The sequence below is a fragment of the Bradyrhizobium sp. 186 genome, assembly GCF_023101685.1.
Lineage (GTDB): Bacteria > Pseudomonadota > Alphaproteobacteria > Rhizobiales > Xanthobacteraceae > Bradyrhizobium.
The window spans coordinates 1,743,422-1,758,892 of record NZ_CP082164.1; the positions used below are offsets into that span (position 1 = coordinate 1,743,422).

Here is a 15,471-nt window from a genome sequence, read left to right on the forward strand (position 1 = left end):
CCACTCCATTTCGATGGAAACCGCAGAAACAATAACTCCGGTCGGGAGGACAGGACATGGGCGTTGAGGGCATTGGCGCAAGCGTCAAACGTAAGGAAGACCGCCGTTTTATTACCGGCAAGGGCCGCTACGTTGACGACATCAAGTTGGTGGGCCTGACACACGCGCATTTCATCCGTAGTCCACACGCGCATGCCAGGGTCAAGGGCATCGATTCATCCGAAGCGATGAAGATGCCCGGCGTGGTCGCGGTGCTCACCGGCCAGCAGATCGTCGATGATAAGGTCGGCAATTTGATTTGCGGCTGGGCCATCACGTCGAAAGACGGCTCGCCGATGAAGATGGGGGCGTGGCCGGCGATGGCACCGGAGACCGTGCGCTTCGTGGGGCAGGCGGTCGCTGTTGTGATCGCCGAAACCAAGAATCAGGCCAAGGACGCCGCGGAGGCCGTCGTCGTCGATTATGAAGAACTTGAGGCCGTGCCTGATATCCGCGCCGCCATTAAGCAGGGCGCGCCGCAGTTGCATCCGGAGGCGCCGGGTAATGTGGTCTACGACTGGCATATCGGCGATGAGGCAGCAGTAAAAGGCGCGTTTGCCAAGGCCGCGAACGTGGTGGAAATGGACCTCACCAACAATCGCCTTGCGCCGAACCCGATGGAGCCGCGCTCGGCGATCGCCGACTACGACACGGCCGAAGAACACTACACGCTCTACACGACTTCGCAAAATCCGCATGTCGCCCGTCTCGTTCTGTCGGCCTTCTACAACATCGCGCCTGAGCACAAGCTGCGGGTTATTGCGCCTGACGTCGGCGGGGGGTTCGGCTCCAAGATCTACATCTATCCGGAAGAGATGGTTGCGCTGTGGGCGTCGAGGAAGACGGGCCGCCCGGTGAAGTGGACCAGTGATCGGACCGAAGCCTTTCTCACCGATCACCATGGCCGCGACCATATCTCGAAGGCGGAGATGGCGTTCGACAAGGACAACATGATCCTGGGGCTTCGGGTCAAGACCCACGCCAATTTCGGCGCCTACATGTCGCTGTTCTCGTCAGCGGTGCCGACTTATCTCTACGCGACGCTGTTGTCCGGCCAATACATGATCCCGGCCATCTATGCCGAGGTGATGGGTGTCTACACCAACACCACGCCGGTCGATGCCTACAGAGGTGCGGGGAGGCCCGAGGCGAGCTATCTGCTGGAGCGCATGATGGAAACCGCGGCGCGTCAGTTGAAGGTCGATCCGACTGAACTGCGCCGCAAGAACTTCATCACGACGTTTCCGTATCAGACGCCTGTAATCATGGCCTATGACATCGGCGATTTCGGCGCTTCGCTCGATGCCGCGATGAAGGCGATCGATTACGCTGGCTTCGCGGGCCGCAAAGCCAAAGCCAAGTCGGAAGGCAAGCTGCTCGGCATCGGCGTCTCCTGCTACATCGAGGCCTGCGGCATTGCGCCGTCAAAGGCAGTAGGTAGCCTGGGCGCTGGCGTCGGCTTGTGGGAATCGGCGGAAGTCCGCGTCAATCCGGTCGGGACCATCGAGATCCTCACAGGATCGCACAGCCACGGTCAGGGCCATGAGACGACGTTCGCGCAGTTGATTTCGGAGCGCTTGGGCGTCCCGATCAGCCAGGTACAGATCATCCACGGCGACACCGACAAGGTGCAGTTCGGTATGGGCACTTACGGTTCGCGCTCACTCGCGGTCGGTGGGGCGGCCATTATCAAGGCGATGGAGAAGGTCGAGGCCAAGGCTAAGAAGATCGCAGCCCACGCGCTGGAGGCTTCCGAGGGCGACATCGTGATCGAGAACGGCGAGTTCAAGGTTGCCGGCACTGACAAGTCGATCGCGCTGCCGATGGTGGCGCTCGCCGCTTATACTGCGCACAACCTGCCTGACGGCATGGAGCCTGGTCTGAAAGAAACCGCCTTCTACGACCCGACCAACTTTACCTTCCCGGCGGGCACCTATATCTGCGAGCTCGAGGTCGATGCCGGCACTGGAAAGACTTCGTTTGTCAATTTTGTCGCGGCCGATGATTTCGGGCGGTTGATCAACCCGATGATCGTTGAGGGCCAGGTCCATGGTGGGCTTGCGCAAGGTATCGGCCAAGCGCTGCTCGAGCACGCCGTCTATGATACCAACGGGCAGCCGGTGACGGCGTCATTTATGGACTACGCCATGCCGCGCGCCGACGACTTGCCGTCGTTCCAGTTGAGCCACACCACCACGCTGTGTCCCGGCAATCCGCTCGGTGTCAAAGGCTGCGGCGAGGCCGGCGCGATCGGCGCATCTGCCGCCGTGATCAACGCGATCACGGATGCGATCGACAACAACAAGCTCGAAATGCCGGCGACGCCCAATCGAGTCTGGCACGCCATTCACGGCAAAGCGCAGTAGGGAGCATTGCCATGTACGAGACAACTTATCACCGCGCCTCCAGCGTTGACGAAGCCGCGACGATGTTCACTAAAGGCTCGGAATCGAAATACCTTGCTGGCGGCCATACGCTGATTCCCGTCATGAAGCAGCGTCTAGCATCGCCCTCCGACATTATCGATCTCGGAAAGATCAAGGAACTCATCGGCATCGAAGCGTCAGGTGACGCGGTAACGATCAAGGCAGCGACGACTCACTGCGATGTGGCCACCAGCAAGACTGTGCAAATGGCGATTCCTGCGCTGGCGTACCTCGCCTCGCTGATCGGCGATCCGGCTGTGCGCCATCGTGGCACCATCGGCGGCTCGCTCGCCAACAACGATCCCGCCGCGGATTATCCGGCCGCGGTTCTGGCAATAGGCGCAACCATCAAGACCAACAAGCGCTCAATTGCGGCAGATGATTTTTTCGAGGGCTTGTTCACCACAGCGCTGGAGGAGGGCGAGATCATCACCGCTGTGTCTTTCCCAGTCCCGGCGAAGGCCGGTTATGCCAAATTTCCTCATCCGGCTTCGCGCTTTGCATTGGCCGGTGTGTTCGTGGCTAAGATTAAATCGGGCGAGGTTCGTGTTGCCGTGACGGGGGCGTCGCAAAGCGGCGTCATGCGAGTACCGGCCGTAGAGTCGGCCTTGCAGGCGGACTGGTCGGCGGCCGCACTTGACGATATCGCGATCTCAGACGACGGCTTGCTGAACGATCTTCATGGCTCCTCGGACTATCGCGCCCACTTGATCAAGGTGATGGCGCAGCGAGCGCTGGCAGTTTGAACAGCATGATGTCGGGTAATGGACGAACTAGCATACCGCACCAATGCACCCGCGCTTGCCATCGATGATGTCAAGGTGGCGACGATGCTCTAGACGGAATGATTGACATTGCTCCAACATCTCTGCGGTCTTTTGTCCGAGTTGCTAAAGGTTTGACCACCATTCTGACAGTACGAAGGATTAGAAGGAGTAAGAGAATGGACCAATCGATATGCCAGCGGCGCTGAGTGTGACGCCTATCCAGCGGACGGAAGGAGCTATGACGGCCGCGAACGGGGAATATCCGTTAGAGGCCGCGGCGGAACTGGTGCGTACCTATGGCGCGGTCGTCAATGCGATCACGGCGAATGTCCTTAATGCCCAGGCGGGGTCTGAATGGTTGAGCGCCGAACCGCAAAATCTCGAAGAAGTCCGACGTTCGCTCAACAGGATCGCCAACGATGGTATGCGAGCAGGCGAAGCCCTCGTGCGACTTAGGTCGCTTATGGAGAAGGTGCCGATCGTGGATGGAGCTTTTGGACCTTAAGCAGAACGATCCACACGTCGGCGGTGGAGGTGACCTCCAGGCCACGGAATGGCGACTCCTCGCCAAACTTGCCGGGACGTTGGAATGGGATCGCTCAGGCCGATAGCTGCTATGCGGATAGCTGCTATCTGGAGAAATCGTTAACGACAAAGCGTGCCAGCGGTTATCACCTTTGCAACTCGGTGAAGAAGCCTAGGCGCTCACGCGTGGAGATTTGCATTGGCGACGTTCAAGGCGATCAGGATTGACAAGGCGGACAAGGGCACCGCCGCGACGCTCACCCAGTTCGACGAATCCGACCTGATGGATGGCGACGTCACAGTACGGGTGGAATGGTCGGCGCTGAATTACAAGGACGGTCTTGCCCTCACCGGCAAGTCGCCGGTCGTACGGCGCTTTCCAATGATTCCGGGCATCGATCTTGCGGGCACGGTCGAGCAGTCGTTGCATCCGCATTGGAGAGCCGGCGACAAGGTGATCTGTAACGGCTGGGGGCTCGGTGAGACCCATCTGGGTGCCTATGCTGAGAAAGCTCGCGTCAAGGGCGATTGGCTGGTGCGTGTTCCGGACGGTATGTCCACGCGCGACGCGATGGCGATCGGCACTGCCGGCTATACGGCTATGCTGGCGGTACTTGCGTTGGAACAGCATGGCATCACCCCGGCGAGCGGTCCGATTGTAGTGACCGGCGCCGCGGGCGGTGTCGGCTCGGTGGCCATCTCGGTGTTGTCAAAGCGTGGCTATCAGGTGATCGCATCGACCGGACGGATGTCGGAGGCCGACTATCTGCAACACCTCGGTGCATCCGAGGTGATCGATCGCAATGAGCTCACCGGGCCAGTCAAGCCGATGGCCAGAGAACGCTGGGCAGGCGGGATCGACAGCGTCGGCTCAACCACGTTGGCCAATCTCGTGTCGATGACGAAGTACCGGGGTGCAGTCGCTGCTTGCGGCCTCGCGGGCGGCATGGATCTGCCGACCTCGGTGGCGCCATTTATTTTGCGGGGTGTATGTCTGTTGGGTATCGATTCTGTGATGTGCCCAATTGAGCTGCGAAAGGTCGCGTGGAGCAGTCTGGTCAGTGACCTGGATTCCAGGAAGTTATCCGAAATCACTCACGAGATTGGGCTTGATCAAGTGTTCGATAGGGGCGCCGAAATCCTCGAGGGGCGGGTTCGTGGTCGAACCGTGGTAAGAGTTGTCTGAGACTTTGAATATTCGTCCGCGAGCGTTCGGCGAAACAGGCATATCGGCCCGAACGGCGCAGCTAGGAGGCGCCTGTTTCACTATTCAGATAGCTCCCGGCCTGTTTCAGGGCAGGCAGATTGCGATCCGGGATAGCTGCCTCCCGGTTCACTACCGAATATGGCGTCCCTTCACTGGCAATGCTCCTGCGGCCTTGTAGGTGCGCATCGCAAAGCTTGATCGAATGTCGCGCACGGAAGGCAGCGACAGAAGGCGGCGTAGTATCGTGCTCTCGTAGGTCGCCATGTCAGGCACGACCACCTCGATCAGGAAATCAACATCGCCCGATACGAGATGGCAGGAGACCACATCTGGCATCGCGACAACCGCGTCGACAAAGGCATTGGCACTCTCGTGCGAATGACGCTCGACCTTGATGCCTGCGAAAACGGTGAGGCCGAGATCGACCGCGGCCCGGTTGAGAATTGTGCGGTAGCCCTCGATCGCGCCGTTCTCTTCAAGCAGCTTAACTCGCCTTGAACAAGGAGACGGTGACAAGCCGACACGGTCAGCCAACGTGATGGTGGGCAGTCTCGCGTCCGCTTGCAGCTCCTCTAGAATCTTCAAGTCGATCGCATCCAGCGTGATTTTGGCAGGATCACTCACTCTTCGCCCCGCGATTACAATTGTGCCAATCAGTGATCAAAGAATAGCGAGTTTAGCACCAATGTACGCCGCTTTGTGGCATAAATCTCTAAATCACTGATCTTTCTGAGTGAATCCATGCAAGTGAACCGCCGCAACCGTGGCTTTGCTACCCGCGCCATCCACGATGGTTACGATCCGCTTGACTATCACGGCGCGCTCAATCCACCGGTTTTCTTGACCTCGACCTACGCATTCGATCGATCGGCGACCGGCAGCGATCGGTTCGCAGGGGCGGCCCAAGGATACGTCTACAGCCGTGTCGGCAACCCGACGGTTAGTATTCTGGAGAGCCGCCTCGCGAATCTCGAGGAGGGTGAAGCCGAACTCGCCACGTCATCCGGAATGGGCGCTCTGACGGCGGTGATCTGGACGCTGCTCAAGGCCGGTGACGAGATCGTTGCGGACAAGACGCTCTACGGCTGCACCTTCGGGCTGTTGCATCACCAGATCGAGCGCTTTGGTATCGTTACGAGGTTTGCCGACCTCACCGACCCAGAAAACCTCAAAGCCGGGCTCACGACGAAAACCCGGATGGTGATTACCGAGACGCCGTCCAATCCCAACATGCGCGTGATCGACATCGCCGCGATCGCTCAAATCTGCCGCCGCGCGGGTGTCTTGCTCGTCGTCGACAACACTTACTGCACGCCTTACCTACAAAAGCCGATCACGCTTGGGGCGGACATCGTTATGCATTCGGCGACGAAGTATCTCGGCGGGCATGGCGATCTGCTTGCCGGGGCCGTTGTTGCACGCAAGGAGCGTATCGATCAGTTCCGGTTCGTGGGAATCAAGGAGATGAACGGCGCTTGCATCTCGGCATTCGACGCGTTCCTGATCCTGCGCGGACTGAAGACGTTGACCTTGCGCATGGACCGTCATTGCGAAACGGCCCTGAAGCTCGCTCACGACCTCGAGGCCCATCCGTCCGTGGATCGGGTCTATTTTCCTGGTCTCGATAGCCATCCCCAGAAGATGCTGGCGAGCCGACAGATGAGCTCGTTCGGCGGCATGATCGCCATGGAGCTGAAGGGCGGCCTCGCCGCTGGACGCAGCTTCATGGACGCTGTGCAAGTCGCCACCCGTGCCGTAAGTCTCGGCGATGCCGAGACGCTGGTGCAGCATCCAGCCTCCATGACCCACGCAACCTATTCCACGGAGGAGAGAACCAAGCACGGGTTTGCGGACGGCCTGATCCGTCTGTCTGTGGGTCTCGAAGACTACGACGACATCAAAGGCGATTTGATCGACGCGCTGGATCACCTGGCTCGCTGAAGGCCGCCCATCCGAGTCAAACTCACCTTCAAACCCATTGGCGAACGCCATGCCGCTGGCCGATGGCGGCGGATCACCATTTAGAAAAAATGCGAATGCTCAATACGTCTTGAGAGCCCTCAAGGCGCCTCCGTCCGCGAGATTCTTTGCCGTGAGCATCGATTTTGGGGATCGAGAATGCCCTTGCGTCCATAACGCCCACGCGCTGGCATGCCCGAGGATACGATCGCGTGTCTGCTGCGCGATGCCGTCGCTGTCAAGCCAATCAGCCATAAGGTGACGTGTGCTGTATAGCGTCAAGTCGGCAGGCTCAAGGCCTGAGCGAACGGTCCCGCAAAGTGATCTTTGGTCACTCGACGAAGACCAACGTTTCGGACGGTTAGCGACTTTGACTAGAGGATTCGTCGGTTGTCTCCAAGGCAAGGCCGAATGGGATGTTGGTGGCTTGTACATGGCGGTGGGCTCAATCAGTTCCGGGTGGCCTTGGCGTCGCGATCGCCGAACCAAGCGCCCCTGCGCAGCGGCGCCCTCTAGCCGCCGGGCGCTCAGGTGTGTTGACACTTGAGCAACGAAGTCGAACAAAGACTGCTATTGCTCGAACGGATGGTAGGCCTATTCTTTGTCCGCTGCCATCTACTGCGGAGCTGGGTTTCGCCGCAGTTTGACGCCGCCAAGCAAGCCTCATTCAGTCAAAAAGCCTGTTTGATCAGACCGAGTCGCCTGCTGGCGGTCGTTGTCCTATCTCAAGCCGCCCAGCAGGAGGCGATCCTTGAAGACACGCCTCGTCGGACTTGGCCCGCACAGCACGCAAACGAGTTCTCCCGGCGGAGTAGAACATGACCAACACGCGCCAGAGCAAATGCGAGACTTGCGAGACGCCAAGAGCAGCGTCATGGCCATGGGCCGTCGCAGACGACGATCAATTAAAGGAGCTGGCCGTCTGCAGCGCATCCTTCCTGACAATGGTTGAGCGGCTCAATCGAACCGAAGCTGCCATTCGCACGAGGGCATATTTCCTCGATATTCCACTTCGTCGTGTCGGCGTACGACGGCGCGCCACGTTCAAGTAGTCGCGACATGCGGTGGCGAGACGGAGCGGGGCGGGGAAAGGCTTATTCTGCACTGTGAGACAAGCAGCTGGATCATCAAGACGACGCCCGCTTCAATTTCTCTCCCGAGGGCGGGTGCGGACTGCGGTCTCGTTCTGTAAACGATACCGCGCTTTTTTTCGGAAACGAACCTTGGCACCGATGGCTCGAACAAAGACCATGATGCAGACACTCGTTAGCATCACCGGCGAGGCGGGATCCTGCACGTCATGACGATGATCTTGTCAATTGGGGCGATGACCCGACAGGCGCGGGCTTGTTAAGCCATGTCGACCATTCCGCAGATCGATAGCCGGGCGTCGAACAGTTTTTCAATGAAGGTGGCGCTTGTTGCTCGGTTTGCCCAGCATGGACCGACCGTCGTCAATCTGAGGACCTGCGAACGCTCGGAATGGTTGTTGGTCGCCACTGACCGGGCTCGGATCAAGATCGAGGTCCTGTCGGGCTATCTTTCGCTTTTCGGCCATAGTCTCGATATGGTCGTCAGTGCCCACGAGAATGCTTACCTGACCGATGCCGAGCAGGTCAGGATCCAGGTCTTGAGTGAGGCGGGAGCCGACGTGATCGTCTCGCTCCTTCCGGGGGGCACGTTTAGCATTTCGGAGATCGCTCGCGTCTCGGCGATCAAGCGCGAAACCGGCTGACCGGGCTTTGACGGGTGCCTATCGTGGCAGGTGTCGACGGAGGCGGCATCAAAGCCGGCTACTTGCCCTGCGTAATGCCAAACGAGGCAAGCCGGTTTCGCATATTGCTCAATAGCCCCGCCGCCGCGGGCGACAATGGCCGGGCACGGCGTGTAATCAGCCGTAGCTTGGCCTTGGCACAAATGGTGTGGTCAATATCCAGCATGACGACCTCACCGCGCGCGACTTCGGGGGCGGCGGCGACGCCGGAGCCGAGGATCGCGACGCCTTGCGTCGCCCTGACATAGCGCCGCAGGGCTACCACTGAGCTGCTGATGAAGGTCGGCCGAAGCTTGACGTGCTCGGAATATTCTAGCGCATCGATCAATTGGCTGACGCCATAACCTCGCGGCATCGATGCAAACGGGAATTCCGCCAACTGGTTCACGGTGATCGGACGGCGGTGCCGCGTGAGCGGATGGTCGACGCGGACCAGCAGGCGGGCTGGCGCAGGCACGCTTGCGATGAACTGGATGCGGGGATCGGCCTGCGGATTATACGCCAGTCCAATATGGGCGGCGTCCTCTCCGACCTGATTCATGATGTCCAGGACGGGTAGCGGGTCGATCGCAATCGACAACTTCGGGTGCTGCGCACAGAACGGGCCCACGATGTGCTCGATCAGATGATCGACATAGCCTTCGCTCAACACGATCCTGACATAGCCCTCGTCCAGTCTGTCGATGGCCTCCAGCCGCTCCGTCAACTGCTGGCAATGGGCCTGACAGCTGCGCCAATACTCCAGGACATGGGCCGCCGCATCATTCAGCTTCATGCCGCGCGCCTGCCGCTCGAACAGTTTTAGCCCGAGCTCTTTCTCGAGCAGCACGATCTGGCGGGTGATGACTGAGGGCGCCGTGTTCAATTGGTCGGCGGCACCACGGATCGTGCCGTGCCGGCAGACGGCCTCGAAATAGCGCAGGCGGCTTTGACTCGGTTCTCGCATGATCGGCCTCTGTTGCTATTTGGGCAACGAACCAGAACAAAGATTGCTGTTGCTCGAACGCAGGTCAAGCCTATTCTCCCACACGTCCAGCCGGTGCGGATTTCAATCGGCAACAACAGCGTAGGTCGGAAGGCCGGCCGTCCATCGAAATTGCGAGCCAGACCAGCGCGAGCCGCCCACAGCCTCCGTACGGCAGGCGGTGAGCCCGCGCGCGGTCAACAAGGAAGAGGAAGCTCCGTTGAAGATTCTAGTCGCCGGCTTTCAACATGAAACCAACACGTTCGCGCCGTCCAAGGCCACCTACGAGAGCTTCGTCCGGGGCGAGGACTTTCCGAGCCTCGTGAGGGGCGAGGATGTCCTGAGCCTGCTGGACGTGAACATTCCGATCGGCGGCTTCATCAAGCATGTCCAGGCGCATGGGCACGAGGTGTTGCCGGTGATCTGGGCAGGCGCCGGCGCGTCAGCTCACACCACTGAGGACGCCTACGAGCGGATCGCGGGCGAAATTCTCGAGGCGGTCAAGCGCAAGAATTACGATGCGATTTATCTCGACCTGCACGGTGCGCAGGTGACCGAGCATCTCGATGACGGGGAGGGCGAGTTGTTGGCGCGGGTTCGCGCGATCGTCGGGCGGGAGATCAAGATCTCTGTGTCTCTCGACTCGCACGCCAACGTCACCGATCAGATGCTTGAGTTGGCCGACGCGGTCGTTGCCTACCGCACCTATCCGCACGTTGACATGGCCGACACCGGACGGCGCGCCGCCGAGCTGCTGCTTCATCTGGTGTCGTCGCGCGCGCCGCTTCACCGCGCGGCCAGGCGCATCCCCTTCCTGATCCCCGTCAACGCGATGTCGACCATGCTGCAGCCGGCGCGCGGCGTTTACGACCTGCTGGAACAGCAAGAGGGTGCTGTGACCTCGCTGTCATTCGCACCGGGCTTTTCCGCGGCCGACTTTCCCGAATGCGGCGCCACCGTCTGGGGTTATGGCAGCGACCGCGATGCGGTCGAACGTGCCGTGGGACGGATCTACCAGCACATCGTCGATGCCGAGCAAGCATGGAGCATCGAGTTTGAAGATGCCGACAATGCCGTGGTGCGCGCCATGGCGATCGCACGGACCGCGAAGCGTCCGGTCATCCTTGCCGATACGCAGGACAATCCGGGCGTCGGTGGTAATTCCAACACAACGGGCCTGTTGAAGGCGCTGATCCGGCACGGTGCCAAGGATGCGGCGATTGGCCTAATCTGCGATGCCAAGGCCGCTGCCGCCGCCCATGCTGCCGGTGTCGGCGCCGAGATCTCTATCGATCTCGGCGGATGCGCCGAGGTCCTGGGCGACAGCCCGTTGACCGCCCGCTTCCGGGTCGAAACGCTGTCAGACGGCAAGCTCATCTATGGCGGGCCGATGATGAATGGCAAGCAGGCCAATCTTGGCCCGACCGCCTGTCTGAAAATCGACGACATCCGCATCGTCGTGACCTCGGCGAAAGCCCAGTTGCTCGATCGCAACATGTATCGGACCGTCGGTATCGATCCGGAAAAGATGAGCATCCTGGTCAACAAGAGCTCGGTGCATTTCCGTGCCGACTTCGCGGCCATCTCCGAGGAGATCATCGTGGTGGCCTCGCCCGGACCGTTCCTGGCCGATCCGACCGCGCTGCCGTGGAAGCATCTGCGTGACGGCATTCGGCTCGGTCCGAACGGTCCCGTGTTCAAGGCCGCAACCCACGCAGCACCTGCCAAACTCTCGGCGTAGAGCCTCGATCACCCCGCCAGCCCTCCTGGTGCGAGCCAGGGAAGCGGACGATGGAGAAGGTCAAGATGAGCATCTATCAACGTCTTCAGGCCATGGACATCGTGCTGCCGCCGATCATAACGCCAGCGGCGTCCTACGCGCCCTATCTGCGTACGGGCCAAACTCTGCATTTGTCCGGTCACCTCGCCAGGCGCAATGGTGCGGTCTGGACCGGCCGGCTCGGCGATGACATCGCGCTGGAGGAGGGCCGGTCTGCGGCGCGCGCCACTGCGATCGACTTGCTTGCGACGCTTCAGCATGCGACCGGCAATCTCGACTCCATCGCGCGCATTGCCAAGCTGACCGTCATGGTTGCCTCGGTGCCGAATTTCTTCGAGCAGCATCTCGTTGCCAACGGCGCGAGCGAGCTGTTCGGCGAGGTGTTTCCAGACAAGGGACCGCATGCGCGAAGCGCATTCGGTGTCGTCCAGCTTCCGCTGCGCGCCTGTGTCGAGATCGAGCTGATCGCCGAACTTGCCCAGCCAGGGGCCGCCTAGGCCGCACTCGACATTCAAACATTCGAACAAAGCAATAGGAGGGGACAAATGACTGATAGGCGTTCATTCCTGGCGATGACTGGCGGCCTCATACTTGCAGCTGCAGCGCCGCGGAAAAGCGTTGCCGCGGGACCGAAGGTCCTGCGCGTCGTGCCGCAGTCAGATCTGAAGATTCTCGATCCGATCTGGACGACTGCGATCATCACGCGCAATCACGGCTATGCCATTTACGACACGCTGTTCGGTGTAGACGGCCAGGGCCAGGTCAAGCCTCAGATGGTCTCCGAATACAGCCAGAGCGACGATGGCAAGGTATGGATCTTCACGCTCCGCAAGGGCCTCAAGTTCCACGATGGCGCGCCGGTGACGTCGGCGGACGTCATCCAGTCGCTCAAGCGCTGGGGGGCGCGCGACAATCTCGGCCAAAGATTGCTGGCGGCAACCGCCTCGCTGGATGCCAAGAGCGACGACACATTCATCCTCACGCTCAAGCAGCGTTTTGGACTGGTCCTGGAAGCGCTGTCGAAGCCGGCGTCGGTGCCTCCCTTCATCATGCCCAAGCGGGTCGCAGGAACTTCCCCGGATCAACAGATCACCAGCCAGATCGGTTCCGGACCTTTCGTCTTCAAGACGGACGAATATCGGCCGGGCGAACGGGTCGTCTATGTCAAGAACACGGATTACGTGCCCCGGAACGAGCCGACGTCGGGAACAGCGGGCGGCAAGGTGGTCAATGTCGACCGCATGGAATGGATCATTCTGACCGACGGCCAAACCCAGACCAATGCCATCATCAACGGTGAAGTCGACCTGATCGAATGGGTGCCGGCCGATCAATATGTGGCGCTGAGGAATAACCCGAAGATCACGTTTGTGGATCTCGTGCCGAAGGGATCCTTCGCACTCCATCTCAACCATCTGTACCCGCCATTCAACAACCCGAAGATCGCGCAGGCGGCCTATATGGCGATCAGCCAGGATGCGCTGATGAAGGCGCAGATGGTTCACCCCGATCTGTACAACACCAATGCGTCGCTTTATCCGACGGGCACAGTCTACCATTCCGAAAAGACCTCCTACTACACGGGCAAGCCGCAATTTGCCCGCGCCCGCGCACTTCTCAAGGAGGCAGGCTACAACAACGAGCCGGTCGTGTTGATGTATCCGGCGAGTTTCGCGATCCTCAACAAATTCCCGCCCGTAATGGCGGCATTGTTGAAGCAGGCCGGCTTCAACGTCGATATGCAGTCGATGGATTGGCCGACACTGGTCGCGCGGCGCGCCCTGAAGACGCCTCCTGCTCAGGGCGGGTGGGGTGCCTTCATCACCGGCTGGAACATCCCGGACAACATCAACCCGCTGTTCTACGCACCGCTCACCGGCAACGGCGAAAACGGCTGGTTCGGCTGGCCAACCGACGCAAAGCTCGAGGCACTCAAGGACGAGTTCTTGTTGGCGACAACCAATGAGCAGCGCAAGTCGCTGGCCGATCAGATCCAGGAGCGGAACTACGATGCGGCAATCGTCGCGCCGATTGGCGAGTACAAGACCATCACGGCAGCGCGCAAGGACGTGATCACCGGCACCGTCAGCTCACCGGTGTGTGTGTATTGGGGCATCCAGAAGGGTTGATCTCCGATGGCCATATTCCTTGTCAGGCGGCTGATCGCCACGATTCCGGTCTTGTTGGTCGTGGCGGTCATCATCTTCCTCATGACGCGACTTGCGCCAGGGGATCCGGCGGCTGCGATCGTGGGCAATGATGCCAGCGCTGCGGCACTTGAGGCGGTGCGGGCGCAGCTCGGATTGAAGGACCCGCTGCTGCTGCAATTCGGACGCTGGCTGCTCGGCGTGCTGCACGGCGACCTCGGCCAATCGTTCTTCATGAAGCAGCCAGTGTCCAAGCTGATCGGGCAGCGCATCGAACCGACCATTGCGCTGTCCACGCTCACGATCATCGTCACAATCCTGCTCGCCGTCCCGCTCGGAGTCCTGGCGGCATGGCGGCACGGTGGCTGGCTCGATCGTGGTTTGATGACGTTCTCGGCGCTCGGCTTCTCCGTGCCCGTGTTCGTGACAGGTTATGTCCTGATCTGGATATTTGCGCTCCGCCTGCAACTGCTGCCCGTGCAGGGCTATAACCGGATCGCCGACGGCGTGCTGCCCTGGTTGCGCAATTTGATCCTGCCGGCAACGACCCTGTCGATCGTCTACCTGGCCCTGATCGCGAGGGTCACCCGCGCCTCTGTCGCCGAAGCACTGACCGAGGACTTCATCCGAACCGCTCGCGCCAAGGGTATCTCTGAATTGCGCGTCCTCATTCATCACGCTTTGCGCAATGCGGCCATTCCGATCGTGACGGTCATCGGCATCGGTATTGCGCTGTTGATCGGTGGCGTCGTGATCACGGAATCTGTGTTTGCCATTCCAGGATTGGGATCGTTGACGGTCGATGCGGTGCTGTCGCGGGATTTTCCGCTGATCCAGGGCATCACGCTGCTGTTCGCGGCGATCTATGTCGGGATCAATCTGCTGGTCGATCTCAGCTATCTGTTGCTGGACCCTCGCATCCGCCAATAAGGAGGCTCGCGTGACTGAGGCAACCATTGAAACGCTCGCTGCGGCATCGCCCACGGCCAGCGCATTGCGTCGCCGGTCGATCTTTGCGCGACTGTTCAGCAATTGGTCGCTGCGGATATCGGGCCTGGTGCTCCTCGTTCTGGTGCTGGTGGCGTTTTTTGCGCCCTGGCTCGGCACGCTGGACCCGACCGCGATCGATCCATCGATCAGCAATGCGCTCCCGGGCACACACGCTGATTTTACGACGCTTGACGGCAATGTCATCCCGCATTGGTTTTTGATGGGAACGGACAGCCTCGGGCGCGACATCTGGAGCCGGACGCTCTATGGCGGTCGCGTGTCGATCGTCGTGGGCCTTTCGGTTGCGGTATTCGCGGTCACGCTCGGCGTGGCGCTCGGATTGATGGCCGGCTACTTCAAGTGGCTTGATGGTATTGTCATGCGGATCATGGACGGCGTCATGGCCATTCCGGGGATTCTGCTTGCCGTCACCCTGATCGCACTGTTCGGCGGGACGCTGACCAGCGTGGTCGTTGCGATCGCCCTGCCGGAGGTGCCCCGTGTCGCACGGCTGGTTCGCTCGCTGGTCTTGAGTATCCGCGAAGAGCCTTATGTCGAGGCCGCTATCGCGCTGGCAACTCCCACCTGGAAGATCCAGCTCCGGCACGTGCTTCCAAATTCCTTTGCGCCGCTGATCATTCAGGCAACCTATGTCTGCGCATCGTCGATTCTGGTGGAGGCCATTCTGTCCTTCCTCGGCATCGGTTTGCCAGCGGATCTGCCGAGCTGGGGAAACATCATGGCGGAAGGACGCTCCCAGTTCAATCAATTCCCACACAACGTGCTGTTTCCGGGAATCTTCCTCGCGCTCACCGTTCTCGCAGTCAACATGCTGGGCGATGGCTTGAGAGATACGCTGGATCCCAAGTTCAACAAGCGTGGAGAGTGACATG

General features: G+C 60.3%; 14 protein-coding genes. 12 read left to right on the forward strand and 2 right to left on the reverse strand.

All coding sequences use genetic code 11. The features are described from left to right. Positions 1 to 56: 56 nt before the first annotated feature. The 4 genes from IVB18_RS08110 (at position 57) to IVB18_RS08125 (ending at position 4,943) form a co-directional block, all read left to right on the forward strand. The gene (locus IVB18_RS08110; RefSeq protein WP_247988669.1) at positions 57 to 2,405 is read left to right on the forward strand and encodes a xanthine dehydrogenase family protein molybdopterin-binding subunit; all 2,349 of its coding nucleotides are present in this window, start codon (positions 57 to 59) and stop codon (positions 2,403 to 2,405) included. A gap of 11 nt (positions 2,406 to 2,416) precedes the next feature. Beyond that, positions 2,417 to 3,211, forward strand: coding sequence for a xanthine dehydrogenase family protein subunit M (locus IVB18_RS08115; protein ID WP_247988670.1), 795 nt, complete (start codon positions 2,417 to 2,419; stop codon positions 3,209 to 3,211). Positions 3,212 to 3,470: 259 nt separating this feature from the next. After that, positions 3,471 to 3,737 (forward strand): hypothetical protein, encoded by a 267-nt coding sequence (locus tag IVB18_RS08120; RefSeq protein ID WP_247988671.1) that lies wholly within the window; start codon positions 3,471 to 3,473, stop codon positions 3,735 to 3,737. Positions 3,738 to 3,956: 219 nt separating this feature from the next. Then, positions 3,957 to 4,943: an MDR family oxidoreductase gene (locus IVB18_RS08125; protein ID WP_247988672.1), complete on the forward strand. Its 987-nt coding sequence runs from the start codon at positions 3,957 to 3,959 to the stop codon at positions 4,941 to 4,943. 150 nt (positions 4,944 to 5,093) lie between these two features. Here IVB18_RS08125 and IVB18_RS08130 read toward each other — a convergent pair whose 3' ends face one another. After that, positions 5,094 to 5,588, reverse strand: a complete 495-nt coding sequence (locus IVB18_RS08130) for an Lrp/AsnC family transcriptional regulator (RefSeq protein WP_247988673.1) — start codon at positions 5,586 to 5,588, stop codon at positions 5,094 to 5,096. A gap of 117 nt (positions 5,589 to 5,705) precedes the next feature. On the opposite strand from IVB18_RS08130, the gene megL reads away from it, so the two are divergent. The 3 genes from megL to IVB18_RS08145 all read left to right on the forward strand — a co-directional run bounded on the left by megL (position 5,706) and on the right by IVB18_RS08145 (position 8,658). Beyond that, the gene (megL, locus tag IVB18_RS08135) at positions 5,706 to 6,905 is read left to right on the forward strand and encodes a methionine gamma-lyase (RefSeq protein ID WP_247988674.1); all 1,200 of its coding nucleotides are present in this window, start codon (positions 5,706 to 5,708) and stop codon (positions 6,903 to 6,905) included. Positions 6,906 to 7,741: 836 nt separating this feature from the next. Beyond that, complete coding sequence (locus IVB18_RS08140; RefSeq protein WP_247988675.1) at positions 7,742 to 7,975, forward strand: hypothetical protein; 234 nt, start codon at positions 7,742 to 7,744, stop codon at positions 7,973 to 7,975. 305 nt (positions 7,976 to 8,280) lie between these two features. Continuing rightward, complete coding sequence (locus tag IVB18_RS08145) at positions 8,281 to 8,658, forward strand: hypothetical protein (protein WP_247988676.1); 378 nt, start codon at positions 8,281 to 8,283, stop codon at positions 8,656 to 8,658. A 58-nt stretch (positions 8,659 to 8,716) separates the two neighbouring features. Here IVB18_RS08145 and IVB18_RS08150 read toward each other — a convergent pair whose 3' ends face one another. Next, the gene (locus IVB18_RS08150; RefSeq protein ID WP_247988677.1) at positions 8,717 to 9,643 is read right to left on the reverse strand and encodes a LysR family transcriptional regulator; all 927 of its coding nucleotides are present in this window, start codon (positions 9,641 to 9,643) and stop codon (positions 8,717 to 8,719) included. 238 nt (positions 9,644 to 9,881) lie between these two features. Here IVB18_RS08150 and IVB18_RS08155 point away from each other — a divergent pair, with 238 nt between their 5' ends. The 5 genes from IVB18_RS08155 to IVB18_RS08175 all read left to right on the forward strand — a co-directional run bounded on the left by IVB18_RS08155 (position 9,882) and on the right by IVB18_RS08175 (position 15,467). Next, the gene (locus tag IVB18_RS08155) at positions 9,882 to 11,402 is read left to right on the forward strand and encodes a M81 family metallopeptidase (protein WP_247988678.1); all 1,521 of its coding nucleotides are present in this window, start codon (positions 9,882 to 9,884) and stop codon (positions 11,400 to 11,402) included. A 65-nt stretch (positions 11,403 to 11,467) separates the two neighbouring features. Beyond that, the gene (locus IVB18_RS08160) at positions 11,468 to 11,938 is read left to right on the forward strand and encodes a RidA family protein (protein WP_247988679.1); all 471 of its coding nucleotides are present in this window, start codon (positions 11,468 to 11,470) and stop codon (positions 11,936 to 11,938) included. Between the two features lie 48 nt (positions 11,939 to 11,986). After that, positions 11,987 to 13,570, forward strand: a complete 1,584-nt coding sequence (locus tag IVB18_RS08165; protein ID WP_247988680.1) for an ABC transporter substrate-binding protein — start codon at positions 11,987 to 11,989, stop codon at positions 13,568 to 13,570. Between the two features lie 6 nt (positions 13,571 to 13,576). Beyond that, entirely contained in the window at positions 13,577 to 14,518 is a 942-nt protein-coding gene (locus tag IVB18_RS08170) for an ABC transporter permease (RefSeq protein WP_247988681.1), read from the forward strand. A gap of 10 nt (positions 14,519 to 14,528) precedes the next feature. Beyond that, complete coding sequence (locus IVB18_RS08175) at positions 14,529 to 15,467, forward strand: ABC transporter permease (protein ID WP_247988682.1); 939 nt, start codon at positions 14,529 to 14,531, stop codon at positions 15,465 to 15,467. The last annotated feature ends 4 nt before the right edge of the window (positions 15,468 to 15,471 follow it).

Excerpts from the sequence above, each read along its gene's own strand:
- IVB18_RS08170 (WP_247988681.1), top strand. The coding sequence starts at position 13,577 with ATGGCCATATTCCTTGTCAGGCGGCTGATCGCCACGATTCCGGTCTTG.
- IVB18_RS08165 (WP_247988680.1), top strand. The coding sequence starts at position 11,987 with ATGACTGATAGGCGTTCATTCCTGGCGATGACTGGCGGCCTCATACTT.
- IVB18_RS08115 (WP_247988670.1), top strand. The coding sequence starts at position 2,417 with ATGTACGAGACAACTTATCACCGCGCCTCCAGCGTTGACGAAGCCGCG.
- IVB18_RS08150 (WP_247988677.1), bottom strand. The coding sequence starts at position 9,643 with ATGCGAGAACCGAGTCAAAGCCGCCTGCGCTATTTCGAGGCCGTCTGC.
- IVB18_RS08140 (WP_247988675.1), top strand. The coding sequence starts at position 7,742 with ATGACCAACACGCGCCAGAGCAAATGCGAGACTTGCGAGACGCCAAGA.
- megL (WP_247988674.1), top strand. The coding sequence starts at position 5,706 with ATGCAAGTGAACCGCCGCAACCGTGGCTTTGCTACCCGCGCCATCCAC.
- IVB18_RS08160 (WP_247988679.1), top strand. The coding sequence starts at position 11,468 with ATGAGCATCTATCAACGTCTTCAGGCCATGGACATCGTGCTGCCGCCG.
- IVB18_RS08110 (WP_247988669.1), top strand. The coding sequence starts at position 57 with ATGGGCGTTGAGGGCATTGGCGCAAGCGTCAAACGTAAGGAAGACCGC.
- IVB18_RS08145 (WP_247988676.1), top strand. The coding sequence starts at position 8,281 with ATGTCGACCATTCCGCAGATCGATAGCCGGGCGTCGAACAGTTTTTCA.
- IVB18_RS08120 (WP_247988671.1), top strand. The coding sequence starts at position 3,471 with ATGACGGCCGCGAACGGGGAATATCCGTTAGAGGCCGCGGCGGAACTG.